Origin of the sequence: Dactylosporangium sp. NPDC000244 (assembly GCF_040300725.1) — a bacterium.
GTDB lineage: Bacteria > Actinomycetota > Actinomycetes > Mycobacteriales > Micromonosporaceae > Dactylosporangium.
Window position 1 is genome coordinate 102,634 of sequence record NZ_JBEPEH010000039.1, and the last position, 19,342, is coordinate 121,975.

Here is a 19,342-nt window from a genome sequence, read left to right on the forward strand (position 1 = left end):
AAATCGACGGGCAATCCCGGCGCCGGGTGCCTATCCTTGCGAGCGTCATGTCTGAAACGCCCCAGCCGACCAGCCTGAGCGAGCTTCGCGCTCGCCTCACCGGGCTCATGCCCCAGGACCAGCATCGGCTGCGACGCCGGATCGACGGGGCGAAGCGCTCCAGGAACGCGCAGGCGATCGCCGAGGCCATCAAGGCCGACGTCGAGCGCGCCGAGCAGCGCGTCGCCGCCCGCCGCGCCGCGCGGCCCGAGATCAGCTACCCCGAGCAGCTGCCGGTCAGCCAGCGCAAGGACGAGATCCTGGCGAAGATCCGCGACCACCAGGTGGTGATCGTCGCGGGCGAGACCGGGTCGGGCAAGACGACCCAGCTGCCCAAGATCTGTCTCGAGCTCGGCCGCGGCGTGACCGGCCAGATCGGCCACACCCAGCCGCGGCGGATCGCGGCCCGCACCGTGGCCGAGCGCGTCGCCGAGGAGCTCGGCACCGAGCTGGGCGCGACCGTCGGCTTCAAGGTGCGCTTCACCGACCAGTCCTCGGACCAGACCATGGTCAAGGTGATGACCGACGGCATCCTGCTGGCCGAGATCCAGCAGGACCGGCTGCTGCGCCGCTACGACACGCTCATCATCGACGAGGCCCACGAGCGCAGCCTGAACATCGACTTCATCCTCGGGTACCTCAAACAGCTCCTGCCCCGCCGCCCCGACCTGAAGATCATCATCACGTCGGCGACGATCGACCCGGAGCGGTTCTCGCGGCACTTCGGCGACGCGCCCATCGTGGAGGTGTCGGGGCGCACCTACCCGGTCGAGGTGCGCTACCGGCCCCTCGAGGCGCCCGACGAGGGGGCCGAGGAGGTCGACCAGTTCGACGCGATCTGCATGGCCGTCATGGAGCTGCAGGACGAGGGCCCCGGGGACGTGCTCGTCTTCCTCAGCGGCGAGCGCGAGATCCGCGACGCCGCCGACGCGCTGACCAAGCTGGACCTGCCGAACACCGAGATCCTGCCGCTGTTCGCCCGGCTCTCCTTCGCCGAGCAGCACCGGGTCTTCCAGCCGCACTCCGGCCGCCGGGTGGTGCTGGCGACCAACGTGGCCGAGACCTCGCTGACCGTCCCCGGCATCAAATACGTCGTGGACCCCGGCACGGCGCGCATCTCGCGGTACAGCCACCGCCTGAAGGTGCAGCGCCTGCCCATCGAACCCGTCTCGCAGGCCTCGGCCAACCAGCGCAAGGGCCGCTGCGGGCGCACGTCCGACGGCGTGTGCATCCGGCTCTACAGCGAGGACGACTTCAACGCCCGGCCGGAGTTCACCGACCCGGAGATCCTGCGCACCAACCTGGCGTCGGTCATCCTGCAGATGATCTCGCTCGGCCTCGGCGACCTGGGCGCGTTCCCGTTCATCGACCCGCCCGACCGGCGCAACGTCACCGCCGGCGTGCAGCTGCTGGAGGAGCTCGGCGCGCTCGAGCCCGGCCCGCACCTGACCCCGCTGGGCCGCCGCCTGTCCCAGCTGCCGGTCGACCCGCGGCTGGCCCGCATGGTGCTGGAGGCGGAGAAGAACGGCTGCGTGCGCGAGGTCATGGTGATCACCGCGGCACTGTCCATCCAGGACCCGCGCGAGCGCCCGGCCGACAAGCAGGCCCAGGCCCAGCAGTCGCACGCGCGCTTCGCCGACAAGGACTCGGACTTCGTCGGCTACCTGAACCTGTGGAACTACCTGCAGGAGCAGCAGCGGGAGCTCTCCAGCAACCAGTTCCGCAAGCTGTGCCGGGCCGAATACCTCAACTACCTGCGCGTGCGCGAGTGGCAGGACATCTACAGCCAGCTGCGCCAGGTGCTCAAGACGATGGACGTGACGCCGAACGAGCAGCCCGCGGCGCCGCTGGCGATCCACGTCTCCCTGCTCGCCGGGCTGCTGTCGCAGATCGGGCTCAAGGAGGCGGACAAGCACGAGTATCTCGGCGCCCGCAACGCCCGCTTCGCCGTCAACCCGGGCTCCGCGCTGTTCCGCAAGACGCCCCGCTGGGTGATGGCCGCCGAGCTGGTCGAGACCACGCGGCTGTGGGCCCGGGTGGTGGCCCGCATCGAGCCCGAGTGGATCGAGCCGCTGGCCCAGCACCTCGTGAAGCGGCAGTACAGCGAGCCGCACTGGGAGCGCAAGCAGGCCGGGGTGATGGCGGTCGAGCGGGTGACGCTCTACGGGGTGCCGATCGTCACCAACCGGAAGGTCAGCTACGGCCGCATCGACCCGGCGCTGTCCCGCGAGCTGTTCATCCGGCACGCGCTGGTCGAGGGCGACTGGGAGACCCAGCACGACTTCTTCGCCGAGAACCGCCGGCTGCTCGGCGAGGTGGAGGAGCTCGAGGCCCGGGCCCGCCGCCGCGACCTGCTCGTCGACGACGAGACGCTGTTCGAGTTCTACGACGGCCGGCTGCCCGAGGAGGTGGTCTCCGGCCGCCACTTCGACAGCTGGTGGAAGAAGACCCGCCGGGAGTCCCCGGACCTGCTCACGTTCGACCCGGCGATGCTCGTCAACGCCGGCGCGGACGCGGTGCAGCAGGCGCAGTACCCGGACGCCTGGGAGCAGGACGGGCGCCGTTTCGCGCTCACGTACCAGTTCGAGCCCGGCACCGAGGCCGACGGCGTGACCGTCCACATCGGACTGCCGCTGCTCGGCCAGGTGCGCGCCGGCGACTTCGCGTGGCAGGTGCCGGGGCTGCGCGAGGAGCTCGTGACGGCGCTCATCAAGTCGCTGCCGAAGGCGACCCGGCGCAACTTCGTCCCGGCTCCCGACACCGCCCGCGACGCCCTCGCCGACATGGCGCCCCGCGACGGCGAGCTGCTCGACGCGCTCGAGCTGGCCCTGCGGCGCATGACCGGGGTCTCGGTGCCGCGGGCCGAGTGGGACTGGTCGAAGGTGCCCGAGCACCTCAAGATGACCTTCCGCGTCGTCGACGACGCCGGGAAGGTCCTCGGGGAGGGCAAGGACGCGGCGGTACTGCGCGAGCGCCTCGCCCCCAAGGTGCGCGAGACGGTCGCCGAGGCGGCCGTGGACGTGACCCGAAAGGGCGCCACGAGCTGGGAGTTCGGCACCCTGCCGCGCAGCCTGTCGCGCACGGTCGCCGGGCACACCCTCACCGTCTATCCGGCCCTGGTCGACGAGGGCGCCTCGGTCGCGGTGCAGGCCTTCGACCTGCCCGCGCGGCAGCAGTACGAGATGTGGCGCGGCACCCGCCGCCTGCTGCAGCTCACGCTTCCGCCGCCGGCGCGGTTCGTGCAGGGCCGGCTGTCGAACGAGGCCAAGCTGGCGCTGAGCCGCAACCCGCACCGCAACGCCGTCGACCTGCTCGAGGACTGCGCGGCCTGCGCCGTGGACCAGCTCATGACCGACGCGGGCGGGCCGGCCTGGGACGAGGCCGGGTTCGCCGCGCTGCGGGACAAGGTGCGGGCCGACCTCGTCGACCTGACCCTCGACGTGGTCGGCAGCGTACGCAAGATCCTGGCCGCGGCCTACGACGTCGAGCAGCGCCTGGCCCGCACCAAGAACCCGCTGCTGCTGCCGGCCCTGACCGACATGCGCGGGCAGCTGAGCCGGCTGGTGTACCGCGGCTTCGTCACCGACACCGGCTGGCAGCGCCTGCCGGACCTGGAGCGCTACCTGCGCGGCATCGAGCGGCGCCTGGAGAAGGTGCCGACCGACACCGGGCGCGACCGCGAGCGGATGCTCACGGTGCAGGAGGTGCAGAAGGAGTACGACCAGCTGGTGGCCTCCATGACCATGACGCCCCAGCTGCGCGAGATCCGCTGGATGATCGAGGAGCTGCGGGTCGGGCTCTTCGCGCAGGCCCTCGGCACCGCCTACCCCGTGTCGGACGTGCGGATCTACCGGGCGATGGACGCGCTGCCGGGCTGATCGCGGTCCCGGCCGCGCAGCACCGGGGCGAGCACCGCGATGGCGGCGGCGAGCCCGGCCAGGCCCAGCAGCGCCCGGCCCAGGCCGATCACGTCGGCCAGGGCGCCGATGAGCGGCGGGCCGACCAGCAGCGAGCCGTAGCCGATGCTCGTCACGAGCGCGATCGCCTCCGCGGGCCGGTCGGTCTCCCCGGCGGCGCTGACCGCGGCCGGGAACACCAGGCACACGCCCAGGCCCCAGAGCAGGGCCCCGGCGTACATCGGCCCGGTGCCCGGGGCGAGCACGGCGGCGGCGATCCCGGCCACGCCGAGCAGCGCGCCGAGCCGGACGGCGCGGGCCCGGCCGAGGCGGGCGACGGCGGTGCTGCCCGCGAACCGGCCCACGGTCATGGCGGTGGCGAAGAGGGTGTACCCCAGCGCCGCCGAGGACTGCGAGAGCCCGCGCCCGGTGTGCAGGAAGAGCGCGAGCCAGTCGCCCGCGGCCCCCTCGACGACCGTCGCGCACAGCGTGGCCAGCCCGATGAGCAGCAGCGCCCGGCCCGCGGAGAAGCGCCGGCGCTCGTGTGCCGCGGCGGCCCCGGCCTCGGCGCGCCCGTCCGTGCGCTCGTCGAGGAAGAGGGTCAGGCCGGCATACGTCACCGCCAGCGACACCACCGCGGCCCCCGCGAGGTGCGGGGCGGCGCCGATGCCGGCCCGGGCCGCGAGGGAGCCGGCCGCCGCCCCGCCGATCGAGCCGAGGCTCCAGCAGGCGTGGTACCGCGGCATCCACTCCCGGCCCGCGCACCGGTCCACGAAGCTGCCCTGCACGTTCATGGCCACGTCCCAGGAGCCGTACGCGAGCCCGAGCGCGAACAGCGCCCCGGCGAGCGTCCACAGCGAGCCCGCGAGCCCGGCCGCGGCGAGGGCGGCGGCGGAGACGAGCGCGGTGCCGGCCACCCAGGCGCGGCTGCCGAAGCGGCGGCAGGCGTGCCCGGTCACGGGCATGGAGACCAGCGAGCCGAGGCCGAGGGCGAACAGGGCCCGGCCGAGCTCGCCCGGGCCGATGCCGAGCCGCTCGACGACCGCGGGGATGCGCGACACCCAGCCGCCGACGATCGCGCCGCTGGCCGTGAAGACGAGGGCCGTGCCGAGCGCGGCCTTGTTCACCGCCGGCTAGAGGTCTTCGGGGCGGCGGAAGATGACGGTCTGGTCGTTGCCGGGAACGGGTCCGCCACCGGGTCCAGCACCGGGAACGGGGCCGTTGCCGGGCTGGATGACCTGGGTGGGGCCCGGCGGCCCGCCGAGGCCGGGGTTGATCATCTGCGTCTGTGCGGCCGGGGAGCCGTAGGTCTGCGGCTGGGGCGGCGTGCCGTAGGTCGTGGGCTGCGGCTGGGAGCCGTAGAAGCCCTGCGGCGCCGGGACGACCGGGTGCATGCCCGTGTCGGGCTCGTTGCGGTCCTTGCGCCGGAAGTAGAAGAGGCTGCCGATCAGGCCGAGCGCGCCGACGATGGCGATGATGCCGGCCCACAGGCCCATGCTCATCCCGCCGCCGCTGCCGTTGGTGCGGTTCGTGGCCGGCCCGGTGGTCTCGATGGCGACGCCGTTGCCGGCCTGGGGCACCCCAAAACTGCCGTCGTCGTCGATGCCCGGCGTCTCGCTGGCCGACAGGCTCGAGGTCTTGGTCGGCTTGGCCGACTTCCCCGTCGCCGACGGGGTCGGGCCGCCGGTGGCGCGCAGCTGGAAGTTGTCGGCGTTGCCGTGCTCGACCTGGACGCGCCCGGCGGCCTGCCCGGCGGTCTTCACGGTGAGCGTGAACTGGCCGCTGGCGGACTTGTCGGCGGCCAGGGTGCCGTTGGAGCGGCAGGTCGCCGCCCGTCCGCCGCTGCCGACCGTGCAGCCGGGGTTGTCGGCCGCGTCCAGCACCGCGTTGCCCGGCGCCGCCATGGCCACGGTCACGCCGGTGACCGGCTGCTTCGTGTTGTTCTTGACCACGAAGCGGACCTGGACCTTGTCGCCGACCTTGCCCTGGACGCTGTTGTCGACCTTGATCTCGAGCTGGTCGGCGGCCCAGGCGGGCGTCGCGGCGGCCCCGATCAGGCCGACGCCGAGGGCCGCGACGGCAGCCGCCGCCGCGCTCCAGCGCCGCATCCTCCTGATGTCAGTCATAGCTTCGGCGGACGATAGCAGGCTTCGTCAACGATCGGTGTCGGCCCTCTGGCTGGATGAATCGGGCGCGGGCGACTGAAACAGCCGAAACAGCCACCACAGCGACGGTGTGAGCACGGCGGCACCGCCGAGGACGGCCCACAGGGTGGCGCGCGTCACGGCCGGGGCCGCGGCCGTGGCGGAGATCGTGGTCGCGGGCGGGAGCAGGTACGGGTGCTGCGCCGCCGCCCAGCCCCAGAGCACCGCGGCCACGGCGAGGCCCGCGGTGAGCCGCACGGCCACGTAGCGGCCGGCCGCCAGCAGCGCGATCGAGGCCAGCCCGGCCAGCGCCGAGAGCACCACGAGCGCGGCCGGCACCGGGCGCAGCAGCCGGTCGGCCAGCCAGCCGGCGTCGGCCTCCACGGCGAGCAGCCCGGCCACGGCGAGGACCCCGGTGCCGGCCCCGGCCCAGAGCGCCCGGCGGCGCATCCCCGCGACGAGGTCCGGGTCGTGGCGCTCGGCGTCGCGGCAGAGGAAGACGGCGGCGAGGTACGCGCACACGGCCACCGCGAGCGCCCCGGTCGCCACCGAGGTCGGGTTCCACCAGGACGTGAGCAGGTCGCCCCGCCCGGCCGTCCAGGGCGGGACGCGCCCGGAGGCGATGCCGCCCGCCACGGCGCCGAAGCAGAACGGGGTCACGAGCGAGGAGAACGCGAACAGGGCGCCGAACAGCCGCTCCCGGCCGACGGTGTCGCTGGTCTTGCGGAACGCGAACCCGGCGCCGCGGCCGATGATGCCCAGCGCGGCCCCCGTGAGCGGCACGTACATGGTCGCGGCCACGCCCGCGAAGACGGCCGGGAAGCCGGTCCACAGCAGCACCACGGCGAAGATGAGCCAGACGTGGTTGGCCTCCCACACCGGGCCGATCGCGTGCTCGATGAGGGAGCGCCGGCGCCGGCCCGAGCGGGCGCCGCCGGCGAAGAGGTCCCAGAACCCGGCGCCGAAGTCGGCGCCGCCGAAGAGGGCGTAGGCGGTGACGGCCGCGAAGAGCACGACCAGGAGCGCGTCGGCGGCCCGCATCACGGCACCGGGAAGGTGTCGACGTCGGACTCCTGCGGCGCGACGGGCACCGGCCGGTCCCTGGCCAGGCGGCGGAGCACGAAGACGGTGGCGACGGTCAGCAGGGCGTACACGATGGTCAGCACGACAAGCCCGGTGCGCAGCCCGGGGGCGGTGTTGACGGCGTCGTGGGTGCGCAGGACCCCGTAGACGACCCACGGCTGCCGGCCGGTCTCGGTGGTGGTCCAGCCGGCCTCGAGGGCGAGGACGGCGGCCGGGCCGCACAGCGCGGCGGCGCGCAGGAACCAGCGGTTGGTGAGCCAGCCGCGCCGCCATCGCCAGCTGAAGGCGAACAGGGCGGCGACGCCCAGCATGGCGAAGCCGGCCCCGACCATGAGCTGGAACGACCAGTGCACGATGTTGACCGGCGGGCGCTGGTCCGCCGGCACCGTGTTGAGCCCGGTGATCTCCGCGTCCGGGTCCCAGTGGGCCAGCAGGCTCAGGGCGTTGGGGATCTCGATGGCGTAGCGCATCTCCCCGTCGATCGCGACCCCGCCGACGTGCAGCGGCGCGCCCCGCTGGGTCTCGTACACCCCCTCCATCGCGGCCAGCTTGACCGGCTGGTAGTCGGCGACGAAGTGCGCGGCCCAGTCGCCGACGCCGACCTGGACCGGGGCCATCACGGCGGCGACGGTGAACGGCACCAGGAAGCCGAGGCGGTGGTAGCGGTCGTTGCGCCCGCGCAGCAGGCCGACGGCGTAGACGGAGGCCATGCAGAAGCCGGTGACCATGAACGCGGCGACGAGCATGTGCACCGACTGGGGGCCGGTGGCCGGGTTGAACATCGCGCCGAGCGGGTCGACCCCGGTGATCTTGCCGTCCACCAGGTCGAAGCCGCGCGGCTGGTTCATCCAGGCGTTGGCGCTGACCACGCAGAAGGTGCCCACGATGCCGGCCAGCAGGATCGGCACCGCCGACCACATGTGGACCTTGGCCGGGAGCCGGTCCCAGCCGTAGAGGTAGATGCCGAGGAAGATGGCCTCGACGAAGAAGGCGAAGCCCTCCAGCGTGAAGGGCAGCCCGATCACCTGGCCGTAGGTGCCCATGAGGCCCGGCCAGAGCAGCCCCATCTCGAAGCTCAGGATCGTGCCGGAGACGGCCCCGACGGCGAAGAGCACGCCCATCGCGCGGGCCCAGCGGCGGGCCAGGAGGCGGTACTCGACCTGCCCGGTCCGGTGCCCCCTCCACTCCATGAACAGGGTGATCGCGGGCATGGCGACGCCGAAGCTCGCGATGATGATGTGCCAGCCGAGGGACAGGGCCATCTGGGTTCGTGCGGCCGCGAAGTCCCCCGGTGTCGCGGCCTCGGCGAGAACGGTCAACGGTTCCACATGGCTGTTCTATCGCCGCTCGCGGCGCGCCCGCGCATCGGTCCACGCGAAAGCGGCGTTGCCCACGTTCGGGAACTTTTCGCGCTTTTTACGAGTAGCATGGCTACATGTTCCGTGCCTACAGCTCAGAGGCCGGTCCGCCGCACTGGGCGAGCGCCAGCAGCAGCACGAGCACGACGAAACCGGCGTAGACGAACCGGCGCCGGCGGATGTTCTCGTACGCGTGCCACCAGGCGATCGCCGCCTCGGACGCGGGGCCGGCGATGAACGTGCGGGCGCGCGGCTGCGGCCGGGGGAGCACGAGCGGGGCGCGGCGCACGGCGTTGCTGACCGGCACCCGCCGGTCCGGCCGCGGCCGCTCGTCGCGCTCCGGCGTGACCGTGATCTGGTGCTCGTCGTCGAGCCCGGGATCGGGCTCGCGCTCGTCGGCCAGGGTCCAGCGCTCGCAGCGGCGGTGGAAGGTCCGGTCCAGGAACTCCTCGGCCGCGCCCGGCCGGCCCAGCCGGGTGCGCCGCAGCTCCAGCCAGGGCCAGCGCGTCGCCACGTCGGTGAGCACGTCGACGTAGAGGTGGTCGGCGTCCTCGTCGCCGCCGACGACCCGGGAGGAGTCGCGGCGCAGCGGCTCCAGGTGCCGTGTGACGAAGGCGACGTAGCCGGCCGGGGGCTCCGACGTCATCTGCATCGCACCAACGCGCATGCTCTCATCGTGACCCCGGCCCCGGAACGTTTCAACGGGCCCCCGGGGAGTTTGCGTGCGGGTGGCATGATCGGCCCCGTGGGCTCCGCGTTACCCGTCGGCCGGGAGGTCCTCATCCCCGGCGAGCTGTCGGTCGCCATCGACGAGGGTGGCATCCGCACGGCCTCCGGCATGCTGCCCGCCCTGCTCTACACCACCGACGGGCTCGAGCGGCACGGCCAGCGCGAGATGGTCTTCGCCGTCGCGCGCACCGGCGCGCCCGCGGCCGGCTTCCCGCTCACCATGGCCCGCACCGTGCACCGCTTCGCCGCCGAGGGCCGGCTGGTCGACGCCGGCGACGTGAGCGTCTTCGGCCGGCCGGGGGTCGACGTCGACGAGCGGGTCACCGGCTTCGTCTACGCCGACCCGCCCGCCGCGCTGGCGTCCACTGTGGACCTGCCCCGGCCGCCGCTGATCGCGCTGCCGCTGCTGGGCGGGGAGACCGCGGTGGTGCAGCGCTTCGGCCACGCCCGGGTGCTCGCGCTGCTCGGCGCGCAGGAGCGGTACTACCCGCACCCGTGGTGGTTCCGGCCCGGGCGCGCCCCGGTGCTCGACGACGCCGAGTTCCGGGCGGCCACGATGCTGTCCCGCGCGCCCGCGTACAACCTGCCGTTCCTGCGCGTCGTGCACGACGGCGACCGGCTGGAGCTGTCGGTGGCGGCCGAGGAGCTGCCCGCGCTGCGCGACGCGATGCGGGAGGCGCCGGAGGTCTGCGCCTACCTGCCGGGGCTGGCCGGCACCCCGAAGACCTACGTGTGGGCGCCCGGGCAGTCGGGCCCGGCCGCGATCGTGGCGCCCGGGGGCGAGCGGGCCACCCGGCTCGCCTGCAACTTCCTGCTCATCATCCGCGACGCGACGCTCGGGGGGACCGGCCGCGTGGCGGGGGAGGGTCCCCGGCCGCCGACGGCCCGCCAGGTCGAGGACGGCTTCGCGGTCCTGCTGACCGGCGCCATGCACGCCCGGCTGCTGCAGGCCGTGGAGGCCGGCCGCCCGGTCGAGATCGGGCTGCCCGGCGGGGCCGTGCGCGCGGTCGCGTTCCGGGTCAGCGACGGCTCGCCGGAGGCGGCCCCGGCCGCGGAGGGCCCGGACGCGGTGAACGCCCTGCCGCCGACGCTGCTCAACGGCGTCCCGGCGGCGACCACGATGGCCGCGGCCACCGGGAGCCCGCAGGCGCCGCGGCCGCCGGGCCGCATCGTGCTGCTCACCAGCGAGGAGCAGCTGCGGCAGGCGACCACGCCGGCCGAGCTCAGCGACTTCCTCGACCGGGCCCGGCGGGTGGTCGAGCGGCTCTTCGCGGGCGTGCGCCACCACACCGAGGAGCTCATGGTCGAGTTCCGCCTGGCCCCGAACCGTCCGGTGGCCGTGCGCATCATGGCCCGCCCGATCGCGCCGCCGCGGGAGCTGCTGGTGGTGCTGGAGCGGCAGCTGCAGGCGCTGCCGCCCCCGGCGATCCACTACACGGAGGTGGCCTTCCAGCTGCACCTGCCGATCGGGCCGGCCTCCTCCTGAGCCGCCCGCAGGGCCCACCACACGAGCGGGATCTGCAGCGGCAGGCGGCCCCAGGCGACGGCCCGCCGCGCCGGCGTCGCGTTACGCGCCATCGCCGATCCGGACGACCATCTTGCCGAGGTTCTCGCCCTTGAGCATGCCCAGGAACGCGTCCACCGCGTGGTCGATGCCGTCCACGAACGTCTCGGCGACCTTGACCTTGCCCTCCCGCAGCCAGCCCACCATCTCCTCGGCGAAGGCCTCGCGGCGCGACCAGTGGTCGAGCACGAGGAAGCCCTGCATCGTGAGGCGCTTGCTGATGAGCAGGCTCAGGTTGCGGATGCCCTTGGCGTCGGGGGTGTTGTACTGCGAGATCGCCCCGCAGACCGCGATCCGCCCGTGCAGGTTCATCCGGAACAGCGCCTCCTCGAGCTGCTCGCCGCCGACGTTGTCGAAGTAGACGTCGATGCCGTCCGGCGCGAGGCGCTTGAGCTGGGTGCGGATGTCTCCGTCGCGGTAGTTGAAGGCGGCGTCGAAGCCGAGCTCCTCGGTGAGGTAGCGCACCTTCTCCGCCGACCCGGCCGAGCCGATCACCAGGCGGGCGCCGCGCAGCCGGGCGATCTGCCCGACCAGCGTGCCGACGGCCCCGGCCGCACCGGAGACGAACACCGTCTCCTCCGGGCGCATCCGGGCCACGTCGAGCAGGCCGGCGTAGGCGGTCAGGCCGGGCATGCCGAGCACGCCGAGGTAGGCCGAGGCCGGGGCGGCCGCGGTGTCGACCTCGCGGACGCGCTCGGGGTCGAGCAGCGCATACTCCCGCCACCCGAGCCCGTGCAGGACGCTCGCGCCGACCTCGACGTCCGGGCTCTGCGACGCCACCACCGTGCCGACGGCGCCGCCGTCCAGCGGGGCTCCGAGCTGGAAGGGCGCGACGTAGGACTTCACGTCGTTCATCCGGCCGCGCATCGCGGGGTCGACGGACATCACCTCGTTGCGGACGACCACCTGCCCCGGGCCGGGCTGCGGCACCGGCTCCGTCCTCAGCTCGAAGTCCGAAGTGGACGGAAACCCGTCGGGGCGCGCGGCGAGATACCAGACCCGGTTCTGCTCGCTCATGCCGAGACCTCGATGTGCACGTCGATGTTGCCGCGGGTGGCGTTGGAGTAGGGGCAGACCTTGTGCGCGGCGTCGGCGAGGGCCTGGGCGGTCGCCGCGTCCGTGGCCGGGAGGGTCACCGTGAGCCAGACCTCGAGGCCGAAGCCGCCGGCGTCGTTCGGGCCGATGCCGACCCGCGCCTGCACCTGCGAGCCCTCGACCGCCGGGAGCGCGCTCTGGCGGCGGGCCACGCTGCGCAGCGCGCTGTGGTAGCAGGCCGCGTAGCCGGCCGCGAAGAGCTGCTCGGGGTTGGTCGCCCCGCCCGCGCCGCCCATCTCCTTGGGCATGCGCACGTCGAGGTCGAGGATCCCGTCGGAGCTCGTCACGTGTCCGTTGCGTCCGTCACCGGACGCGGTGACCTCAGCGGTGTAGAGCACCTGCATCGATTTCTCCCTGTCGCTGGAGTGCGGCGGTGAGCCGCACGAGGGTGTCGCGGAGCTCCTCGAGCTCGCCCAGGCCGAGGCCGCCGTCGCAGACCAGGCGGGCCGGGATGCCGGCCGCCCGCGTCCGCAGCGCCGAACCCTCGGCGGTGAGGCGCACGGTGACCGAGCGCTCGTCGTCGGCGCGCCGCTCCCGGGCCACGAGGCCGGCCGCCTCGAGGCGCTTCAGCAGCGGCGAGAGCGTGCTGGAGTCCAGCCGCAGCGCCGCGCCGAGGTCCTTGACCGTCCGCTGGTCCTGCTCCCACAGCGCGAGTAGGACCAGGTACTGCGGGTAGGTGAGGCCGAGCTCGTCGAGCAGGGGCCGGTAGCGCGCCGTGACCGCGCGGGTGGCGGTGTAGAGCGCGAAGCAGACCTGCCGGTCGAGTGGGAGGACGTCCACGAGCAGAAGCCTATCGCGCGATTCAGTCGTGCGCGACTTAAGTTGCGGCCGTCATACTCGTCGCATGCGCCGGTACGCCCTGTGGTCCTCCGCCGCCGCGCCCGTCCTGCTCGTCGGCGGGTGGACGATCGCCGCGGCCGTGCAGGCCGGCGGGTTCGACTCGCTGCGCGAGACGATCAGCGCCCTGGCCGGGGCCGGGGCCGACCATCGCTGGGTGATGACGCTGGCGCTGCTCGGCGTCGGGATCTGCCACGTGGTCACCGCGCGCGGGCTGGACCCGATCGCGGTGCCCGCCCGGGTGATGCTCGGCGTGGGCGGGGTCGCGACCGTGCTCGTCGCCGCGTTCCCGCTGCCCGCCGGCGGCACGTCGGGCCCGCACCAGGCGGCCGCCACGATCGCGTTCGCCTGCCTCGCGCTGTGGCCGGCCCTGTGGCGCAACCCGGGCGCGGCGGCGGCCCGGCCCCCGGCCGGCGTGATGGTCCCGGCGGCCCTGGCGCTCGCCGCGCTCGTCCTGCTCTTCACCGTGGCCCTGGGCACCGGGGTGCTGGTCGGGCTGGCCGAGCGGCTCGCGGCCGGCGCGCAGGCGGTCTGGCCGCTCGTCACGGTGCTGCTGCTGCTGCTGCGCCGGGCCGGCCGCCGATGAGCCTTTACTTGTACTCGTCGATGCCCGCCGGCTTCGAGGGGTTCGGCACGAGGTAGACGCCCGCGATGCGCCCGTCGATCACGGCGATGCTCAGCAGGCGGGCGATCTCGGCCGGGTCGGTGCTGAAGCGCGCCGTGCCGGCGAGCGCCGCGGCTGCCGGGCCCGCAGCGCGTCCACGGCGAGCCGGGCGACCACGCGGGTGAGGTAGCGGCGGGGCTCGGCGACGTCCGACCGGTCGGCGGCGCTCCAGCGCAGGTAGGCCTCCTGCAGCACGTCCTCGGCGTCGTGGACGCTGCCGAGCATGCGGTAGGCGAGACCGTAGAGCATCGGCCGGTGCTCGGCGAAGCGTTCCATCCGCCGATTGTCTAGGGTTTCGGCATGACCTCGAACTGGCGGCACCTGCCGCCCGCCGCCCGTGCCATCGCCGTCGCCTCGGTCGAGGCCGTCGAGGCGGCGCGGGCGCGCGACGAGGTGGCCTACTCGGGCGCGGTCGAGCGGCTCGGCGGGCTCGACCCGGAGCAGACCGGGCGGGTGCTCGGGGCGGTGGTGCGCACGCTGCTGGAGCAGCGGCACCCGGACGGGCTCGACGGCGACGACATCCGCGCCGCGCTGGAGCACGCGGTGCGCTCGGCGGGGCAGTGGCGTGACGTCGACCCGCAGGTCATGGTGGTGCTGCTGATCGGGGCGCTCGGCATCCACGAGACCGACGAGGAAGCACCGGTGTCGCCGCGCGCGCTCGCTGCCCACGCGCCGCTGCTCATCGACGACCTGCTGGGCGACCGGAGCTTCGCCGGGCTGCTGACCCGGGCCTTCGCCGAGATCGAGCGCGCCGAGATCAACGACTGACGGCCCGGCTCAGCGGAACCCGCCGCGGAACCGGCGGAAGAAGCCGCCCTCCGGCGGCAGCGGCGGCGCGGCCGGGGGCGCGCTCGTGCGCTGGCGGGCGATCGGCCGGTCGTAGTCGGTCCGCGCGATCGCGTCGACGACCTGCGCCTCGGTGAAGTGCTCGGACCCCTCGATCATCGGGACGAACCCGACAAGGATGCCGTCGCGCATCACCTGCGCCTCCAGGCCGGCGGTGCCGTCGGTGTCCCACACCGCGACCCGGCCGTCGAACAGCTGCACCCGGACGCCGAACTGGCTCAGCCCGGCCTTCGCCATCTCCACGTGGGCCGGCACGCCGCGCTGCCGCAGCGCGTCGACGACCCTGCGCGCCTCGAACTCGTCCATCCCGGAACGTTACCGCTGCACGCTGGGAGACGGCTGAGCGCGAGGCGCGAGGATCATGTACGACGACGGCTCACTTGGACGGCTGCGGCAGCTCGCAACTGATCTTCGGGTTGACCCCGAGATAGTTCAGCGGCCCCGCGATGATGGTGACCGCGATGGTGCCGGCCTTGGCGCAGTTCGCCTCGTCGCTGTTGAAGTAGCCGCGCTGACCCGCCGCGATGACACCGATGATCAGCCAAATGACGAGGATGACCCCGCCGATCGAGGAACCCCGGCCCACTGCCTGCCTCCTTCTGAATGAGATCGACGGATTGATACCCCCGGGCGCCCCTGCCGCAAACCCCGCCCGTGACCCGCGTCGCTTTCGCTGTCGGCTTGGCAGCAAAGGGGGAGTGAACGGCGCCCGCGATCTCCTAGCGTGGCTCTCGCACGTTCTTCCGACGCGATTCTGGGAGTACCACCGATATGAGCGACGACGACTTCACGAGCTTCAGCACCGACCTCGACGGCAACGGCACCGACGACCCGGCGGCGATCTACACGCTCGACGACGGCAGCAATGTGCTCGTCGGCGACCTCGACCACGACGGCCAGTTCGACGTCGCGGCCCTCGACAGTGACGGCGACGGCGTCTACGAGCAGCTGTACGACGCGAGGACCGGCGAGGTCACGGACCTGACCGGCGACTCGGACCCCTCGGTCGCCGCCGACTACGACGGCTCCGGCGGCAACCTGGACGGCGACGTGAGCAGCGCCGACAGCGGCGGCTCCGCGGACGGCGGGTACTACGACGCGGCCGCCGTCTCCGACATGATGGCGATGCAGCACGAGGCCACGATGTCGGTGATCAACAACATCTGACGCGCGCGTGTGAAACGGCCGCCCGGGGCACCGGGCGGCCGTTATACATGGTGCCTGTGAGCCCTCTCCTCGTCGCCGACCTCGTCGGCATCGCCGTGTTCGCGGCCTCCGGCGCCACCGCCGGGGTGGCCAAGCGGCTGGACCTGTTCGGCGTGGTGTTCGTCGGCTTCACCGCGGCCCTGGGCGGCGGGATCATGCGCGACGTCTTCGTGAACGTCCAGCCCAACGCGTTCGTGGACTGGCGCTACGCCGTGGTCGCGGTGCTGACCGCGGCCGCCACCTTCTGGCTGCACCCGGCCGTGAGCCGGCTGCGCTGGACGGTGCTCGTGCTGGACGCCGCCGGGCTGGGGTTGTTCGTGGTGACCGGCACGCTCAAGGCGCTCGACGCGGGCCTGCCGCCGATCGGCGCCTGCATCATCGGCATGATCACGGGCATCGGCGGCGGCCTGGCCCGCGACCTGCTCACCGGCGAGATCCCGACGGTGCTGCGCCGCGAGATCTACGCCGTGGCCGGGCTGATCGGGTGCGCCTCGGTCGCGGCGCTGGACGCGACGCACGTGCGGCGGCCGATCGCCATCGCGCTGGCCGCCACCCTGACGTTCGTGCTGCGCATGGTGGCCATCCGCCGCAACTGGTCCGCCCCGACCCCGCCCGGCGGCACCGAGCCGCGCGGGAAGTCCTGACACGGACGAGTATTCCTGACACGAGGTGGCAGGAATGGGCGCGAAGATCGGGGCATGACTGGATTCGCGAGCCTCATCATGGTCAACATCGACTGCGCCGAGCCGCCGGTGCTGGCCACCTTCTACAGCGAGGTCCTCGGCTGGGACGTGACGCACAGCCAGGCCGAGTACGCCATGGTCAGCGACGGCACGACGTCGATCGGGTTCGGGCAGCTGCCCGCGTACGAGGCGCCGACGTGGCCCGAGGGCCCGTCGCCGAAGCAGTTCCACCTCGACTTCTACGTGGACGACCTCGCCGACGCCGAGGCCCGCGCGCTCAAGCTGGGCGCGACGAAGCCGGAGTTCCAGCCCGGCGCCGAGCGCTACACGGTGCTGCAGGACCCGGCCGGCCACCCGCTCTGCCTCTGCCTGCGCTCGTAGGAGCCGGCACGGCCACAGAACACCTAGCGGCTCAGGACACCTAGCGGCTCAGGACACCTAGCGGCTCAGGGTGGAGCCCGAGACGGACGGCGGCCGCGCGCCGAGGAAGAAGATGCCGGGGAAGCCGTCCGTCTCGAAGCCGGCGCTCGGGTTCTTGCGCAGGGTCGAGCCCTCGATCGACATGGTGCCGGTGCGGTCGTTGCTCACGAAGAAGACCGCGCCGCCGCCCTCGTTGGCCTTGTTCTGCTCGATCAGCGTGCCGGCGAGCTTGACGGTGAAGTTGTCGCCGTCGCAGTAGATCGCGCCGCCGCTGCCGCCGCCGGGGGTGCCCGAGCGGGCCGGGTTGGCGCCGCGGCCGACGGCCGAGTTGTAGGAGAAGAGGCTGTTCAGGACCACCCAGGACACCTGGATGCTGCTCAGCGCGCCGCCGTTCGCGCACACGCCGCCCTGGCCGGAGGCGCCGCCGAACGTGCTGCCGACGATGTAGACGGGCTTGTTCTGGTATTGGCTGAGCACCCGCACCGCGGCGCCGCCCAGGTCCGGGCCGGTGTCGTCGCAGCGGTTGCGCACGAACTTGGTGTTGACCGCCTTGAAGCGCCCGCCGCGCACGAAGATCGCGCCGCCGCCACCGCCCTCGGTCTTGTCGCCGGTCGAGTTGCCGTCGGCGAAGACGATGTTCTGCACCGTCAGTGCGGGGGTCGCCTGGTCCTGGCAGTGGTCGGTGGTCCACTCGAGGCTCTTGTCGCAGGTGTTCTGGTACAGAATCCGGCGCTTGCCCTCGCCGCTCAGCGTCACCTTGCCGCCGCCGTCGATGACCACCTTGGCCGAGCGGTTGCGGACCTTCGCGGTCTGCTTGACCACGATGGTCACCGCGCCCGGGCCGCAGTTGAACGTGATCACCCCGCCGCCCGAGACCGCCGAGACGAAGCTCTCCGAGGTGCAGCTGGCCGGGCTGCCGTCGCCGACCACCTTCGTCGGCTGGGCCGTGCTCTCGGCCTTGGCCTCGGCCGGGATCGCCGCCTTGCCGGACGGGTTGCCGAAGGTGAACGGGGCCGCGGCGGCGGCCTGGCCGGTGCTCGACGCGCCGGGGGCGGCCCCGAGGGCGCCGACGCCGGCCGAGTCCGGCTCCGCGCCGCCCGGCGCGGAGGAGCCGGCGGCGGCGGATTCGTGCTCGCCGGGAGCGGCCGCACCCGGCCCGTCCTGGCCGCAGCCCGCCAGCGCGAGCGCCGCCACCAGCAGCATTGCCCCGAAGCGCTTTCGCATTGGGCGATGGTAGCCCGGGGGCGGCGGCGCACTGGTGATGCCCATGTGACGCTCAGCGGCGGCGCAGCTCGCGGTCCCAGTCCACGGCCGCCGCCTCCAGGGCCTCCGTGGTCAGGTCGAGGGTCACGGGGTAGTCGAACGTCATCTCGCGCTCGGGGCCGAGCCACTCCGGGGCGGTGGAGCGGGAGAAGCCGACCACGAGGCGGGGCTCGCCGACCTCGTGCTCGTCGATGGTGAAGGACAGGTCCGCGAACGCGAGCCGGTTCTGCAGCTCGATGCGGCCCTTCGCGGCCTTGAGCAGCCAGTCGGCCAGGCGCTTGGCCTCCTCCGCGGTCAGGGCCGGGGCCCGGAACCGCCAGGCCCGCCCGTCGAGCGCGTCGACGGCCCCCTCGACGAGCAGCGGCTCGCCGGCCGCCTTGATCGCTCGCAACTCGACGAAGGCCCCGGTGCGCGTCTGCAGTCTCACGCGCCCAGCATCGCAAACCGCCGGGCGCCCCACTACAGGCGAAAGGGCGGTTCGCAAGGGCGGATACGGTACCCCCATGAGACCGCACCTGGCCGAGCACCTCGACCTGCAGCCGCACCCCGAGGGCGGCTGGTACCGCGAGACCTGGCGCTCGCCGGTGACCCTCGACCCGCCCGGCTACGACGGCCCCCGCAGCGCCGCCACCGCGATCTACTTCCTGCTGCACCCGGGCGAGGAGTCCGCCTGGCACGTGGTCCGCTCCGACGAGCTGTGGTTCTGGCACTCGGGCGGCCCGCTGACGCTGCGCCTCGGCGGCTCCGGCGACCGGCCCGGCCCCGGCCCGGAGGCGCTGCTCGGCGCGGATGTCGCGGCCGGTCAGCGCCCCCAGGTCCTCGTGCCCGGCGGCGTCTGGCAGTCCGCCGCCCCCGCCGGCGACGAGCCGGTGCTGGTCAGCTGCGTCGTGGCGCCCGGCTTCGATTTCGCCGACTTCCGCCTGTCCGGCTGACCGCGCGATTCCCGGGACCATTCCGCGCGTATCCCACGCGTGGTATTCGGCGTATTTCCGTCAGTTCATGACCCGCCGGGCGAAACGGAACGCGTAGATGCTGGAGACCTTCACGCCGCCGCGTTCGGTCGACGCGTGCACCATGCGGCCGCCGCCGATGTAGATGCCCACGTGGCCCGAGCTCGGGAACACCAGGTCGCCCGGCTGCAGCTCGCCCCGCGACACCGGGCGGCCGACGCCGGCGAGGCCGCCGGTCGAGCGCGGCAGCGCGATGCCCAGGTTGCGGTACGCGGCGACGACGAGCCCCGAGCAGTCGAACGCGTCCGGGCCGGTGGAGCCGAACGCGTAGTCCTTGCCGACCTGGGCCATCGCGAAGCCGACGACGCCGCCCGAGTAGCCGGCGCCGTTGGGTGCGGCGTTGGTGCGGCGGGTCTTGGGGCGCGGGGCCGGCTTCGAGGCGGGCGGCCGGGTGGCGCGCGACCGGGTCGCCGGGGCGGTCTTCGGCGGGCGGGAGGCCCGGGTCGACCGGGAGGCCCGGGCGCCGGTGGCCCGGGCGCCGGTGGCCCGGGCGCCGGTGGCCCGG

The 19,342-nt window shown here is 73.6% G+C and carries 22 protein-coding genes; 8 read left to right on the forward strand and 14 right to left on the reverse strand.

The window, feature by feature from the left end:
• Positions 1–47 precede the first annotated feature (47 nt).
• Complete coding sequence (gene hrpA / locus ABT369_RS43535; RefSeq protein WP_350621891.1) at positions 48–3,917, forward strand: ATP-dependent RNA helicase HrpA; 3,870 nt, start codon at positions 48–50, stop codon at positions 3,915–3,917.
• Here hrpA and ABT369_RS43540 read toward each other — a convergent pair.
• The 5 genes from ABT369_RS43540 to ABT369_RS43560 all read right to left on the reverse strand — a co-directional run bounded on the left by ABT369_RS43540 (position 3,887) and on the right by ABT369_RS43560 (position 9,187).
• Positions 3,887–5,062, reverse strand: coding sequence for an MFS transporter (locus ABT369_RS43540; protein ID WP_350621893.1), 1,176 nt, complete (start codon positions 5,060–5,062; stop codon positions 3,887–3,889). The two genes, hrpA and ABT369_RS43540, sit on opposite strands and share 31 nt — an antisense overlap.
• 6 nt (positions 5,063–5,068) lie before the next feature.
• Positions 5,069–6,061 carry a hypothetical protein gene (locus tag ABT369_RS43545; protein WP_350621895.1) on the reverse strand — a complete coding sequence of 331 codons (993 nt, stop codon included), beginning with the start codon at positions 6,059–6,061 and terminating at the stop codon, positions 5,069–5,071.
• 27 nt (positions 6,062–6,088) lie between these two features.
• Positions 6,089–7,120 carry a cytochrome d ubiquinol oxidase subunit II gene (locus ABT369_RS43550; RefSeq protein ID WP_350621897.1) on the reverse strand — a complete coding sequence of 344 codons (1,032 nt, stop codon included), beginning with the start codon at positions 7,118–7,120 and terminating at the stop codon, positions 6,089–6,091.
• On the reverse strand, positions 7,120–8,490 hold the full coding sequence (locus ABT369_RS43555; protein WP_350621899.1) for a cytochrome ubiquinol oxidase subunit I: 1,371 nt from the start codon (positions 8,488–8,490) through the stop codon (positions 7,120–7,122). The genes ABT369_RS43550 and ABT369_RS43555 overlap by 1 nt, the downstream gene beginning before the upstream one ends.
• A gap of 118 nt (positions 8,491–8,608) precedes the next feature.
• Entirely contained in the window at positions 8,609–9,187 is a 579-nt protein-coding gene (locus tag ABT369_RS43560; RefSeq protein ID WP_350621901.1) for a hypothetical protein, read from the reverse strand.
• A gap of 78 nt (positions 9,188–9,265) precedes the next feature.
• Between ABT369_RS43560 and ABT369_RS43565 the strand changes: the two genes are divergently transcribed.
• The gene (locus ABT369_RS43565; protein ID WP_350621903.1) at positions 9,266–10,735 is read left to right on the forward strand and encodes a hypothetical protein; all 1,470 of its coding nucleotides are present in this window, start codon (positions 9,266–9,268) and stop codon (positions 10,733–10,735) included.
• A gap of 81 nt (positions 10,736–10,816) precedes the next feature.
• On the opposite strand, the gene ABT369_RS43570 is transcribed toward ABT369_RS43565, so the two are convergent.
• Genes ABT369_RS43570 through ABT369_RS43580 form a run of 3 tightly spaced genes read right to left on the reverse strand, consistent with a single transcriptional unit; the run spans position 10,817 to position 12,694 of the window.
• Positions 10,817–11,830: an NADP-dependent oxidoreductase gene (locus ABT369_RS43570; protein ID WP_350621905.1), complete on the reverse strand. Its 1,014-nt coding sequence runs from the start codon at positions 11,828–11,830 to the stop codon at positions 10,817–10,819.
• On the reverse strand, positions 11,827–12,252 hold the full coding sequence (locus ABT369_RS43575; RefSeq protein ID WP_350621907.1) for an organic hydroperoxide resistance protein: 426 nt from the start codon (positions 12,250–12,252) through the stop codon (positions 11,827–11,829). Before ABT369_RS43575 ends, ABT369_RS43570 begins: the two co-directional genes overlap by 4 nt.
• Entirely contained in the window at positions 12,230–12,694 is a 465-nt protein-coding gene (locus ABT369_RS43580) for a MarR family winged helix-turn-helix transcriptional regulator (protein WP_350621947.1), read from the reverse strand. The genes ABT369_RS43575 and ABT369_RS43580 overlap by 23 nt, the downstream gene beginning before the upstream one ends.
• Positions 12,695–12,752: 58 nt before the next feature.
• On the opposite strand from ABT369_RS43580, the gene ABT369_RS43585 reads away from it, so the two are divergent.
• Entirely contained in the window at positions 12,753–13,331 is a 579-nt protein-coding gene (locus ABT369_RS43585) for a DUF998 domain-containing protein (RefSeq protein WP_350621909.1), read from the forward strand.
• A gap of 90 nt (positions 13,332–13,421) precedes the next feature.
• Here the strand turns inward: ABT369_RS43585 and ABT369_RS43590 are convergent, their stop codons facing one another.
• Complete coding sequence (locus tag ABT369_RS43590; protein WP_350621911.1) at positions 13,422–13,685, reverse strand: sigma factor; 264 nt, start codon at positions 13,683–13,685, stop codon at positions 13,422–13,424.
• Between the two features lie 24 nt (positions 13,686–13,709).
• On the opposite strand from ABT369_RS43590, the gene ABT369_RS43595 reads away from it, so the two are divergent.
• Positions 13,710–14,177 carry a hypothetical protein gene (locus ABT369_RS43595; protein WP_350621912.1) on the forward strand — a complete coding sequence of 156 codons (468 nt, stop codon included), beginning with the start codon at positions 13,710–13,712 and terminating at the stop codon, positions 14,175–14,177.
• Positions 14,178–14,186: 9 nt separating this feature from the next.
• Here ABT369_RS43595 and ABT369_RS43600 read toward each other — a convergent pair whose 3' ends face one another.
• Both ABT369_RS43600 and ABT369_RS43605 read right to left on the reverse strand, forming a co-directional pair.
• Positions 14,187–14,561, reverse strand: coding sequence for a hypothetical protein (locus ABT369_RS43600; RefSeq protein WP_350621914.1), 375 nt, complete (start codon positions 14,559–14,561; stop codon positions 14,187–14,189).
• 70 nt (positions 14,562–14,631) lie between these two features.
• Positions 14,632–14,841 carry a hypothetical protein gene (locus ABT369_RS43605; protein WP_350621916.1) on the reverse strand — a complete coding sequence of 70 codons (210 nt, stop codon included), beginning with the start codon at positions 14,839–14,841 and terminating at the stop codon, positions 14,632–14,634.
• 185 nt (positions 14,842–15,026) lie between these two features.
• Between ABT369_RS43605 and ABT369_RS43610 the strand changes: the two genes are divergently transcribed.
• From ABT369_RS43610 to ABT369_RS43620, 3 genes are read left to right on the forward strand one after another with little or no spacing between them, the layout of a single operon-like run.
• On the forward strand, positions 15,027–15,422 hold the full coding sequence (locus tag ABT369_RS43610; protein WP_350621918.1) for a hypothetical protein: 396 nt from the start codon (positions 15,027–15,029) through the stop codon (positions 15,420–15,422).
• A 47-nt stretch (positions 15,423–15,469) separates the two neighbouring features.
• Positions 15,470–16,105 (forward strand): trimeric intracellular cation channel family protein, encoded by a 636-nt coding sequence (locus ABT369_RS43615; RefSeq protein WP_350621920.1) that lies wholly within the window; start codon positions 15,470–15,472, stop codon positions 16,103–16,105.
• Between the two features lie 54 nt (positions 16,106–16,159).
• Positions 16,160–16,525 carry a VOC family protein gene (locus ABT369_RS43620; protein WP_350621922.1) on the forward strand — a complete coding sequence of 122 codons (366 nt, stop codon included), beginning with the start codon at positions 16,160–16,162 and terminating at the stop codon, positions 16,523–16,525.
• A 57-nt stretch (positions 16,526–16,582) separates the two neighbouring features.
• Here the strand turns inward: ABT369_RS43620 and ABT369_RS43625 are convergent, their stop codons facing one another.
• Positions 16,583–17,788, reverse strand: coding sequence for a hypothetical protein (locus tag ABT369_RS43625; protein ID WP_350621924.1), 1,206 nt, complete (start codon positions 17,786–17,788; stop codon positions 16,583–16,585).
• Between the two features lie 52 nt (positions 17,789–17,840).
• Positions 17,841–18,254: a WapI family immunity protein gene (locus ABT369_RS43630; RefSeq protein ID WP_350621926.1), complete on the reverse strand. Its 414-nt coding sequence runs from the start codon at positions 18,252–18,254 to the stop codon at positions 17,841–17,843.
• 76 nt (positions 18,255–18,330) lie between these two features.
• Between ABT369_RS43630 and ABT369_RS43635 the strand changes: the two genes are divergently transcribed.
• Positions 18,331–18,759: a cupin domain-containing protein gene (locus tag ABT369_RS43635; protein ID WP_350621928.1), complete on the forward strand. Its 429-nt coding sequence runs from the start codon at positions 18,331–18,333 to the stop codon at positions 18,757–18,759.
• Between the two features lie 60 nt (positions 18,760–18,819).
• Here ABT369_RS43635 and ABT369_RS43640 read toward each other — a convergent pair.
• Positions 18,820–19,342: C40 family peptidase (locus ABT369_RS43640; protein WP_350621930.1), on the reverse strand; the 523-nt coding region annotated here is incomplete at its 5' end.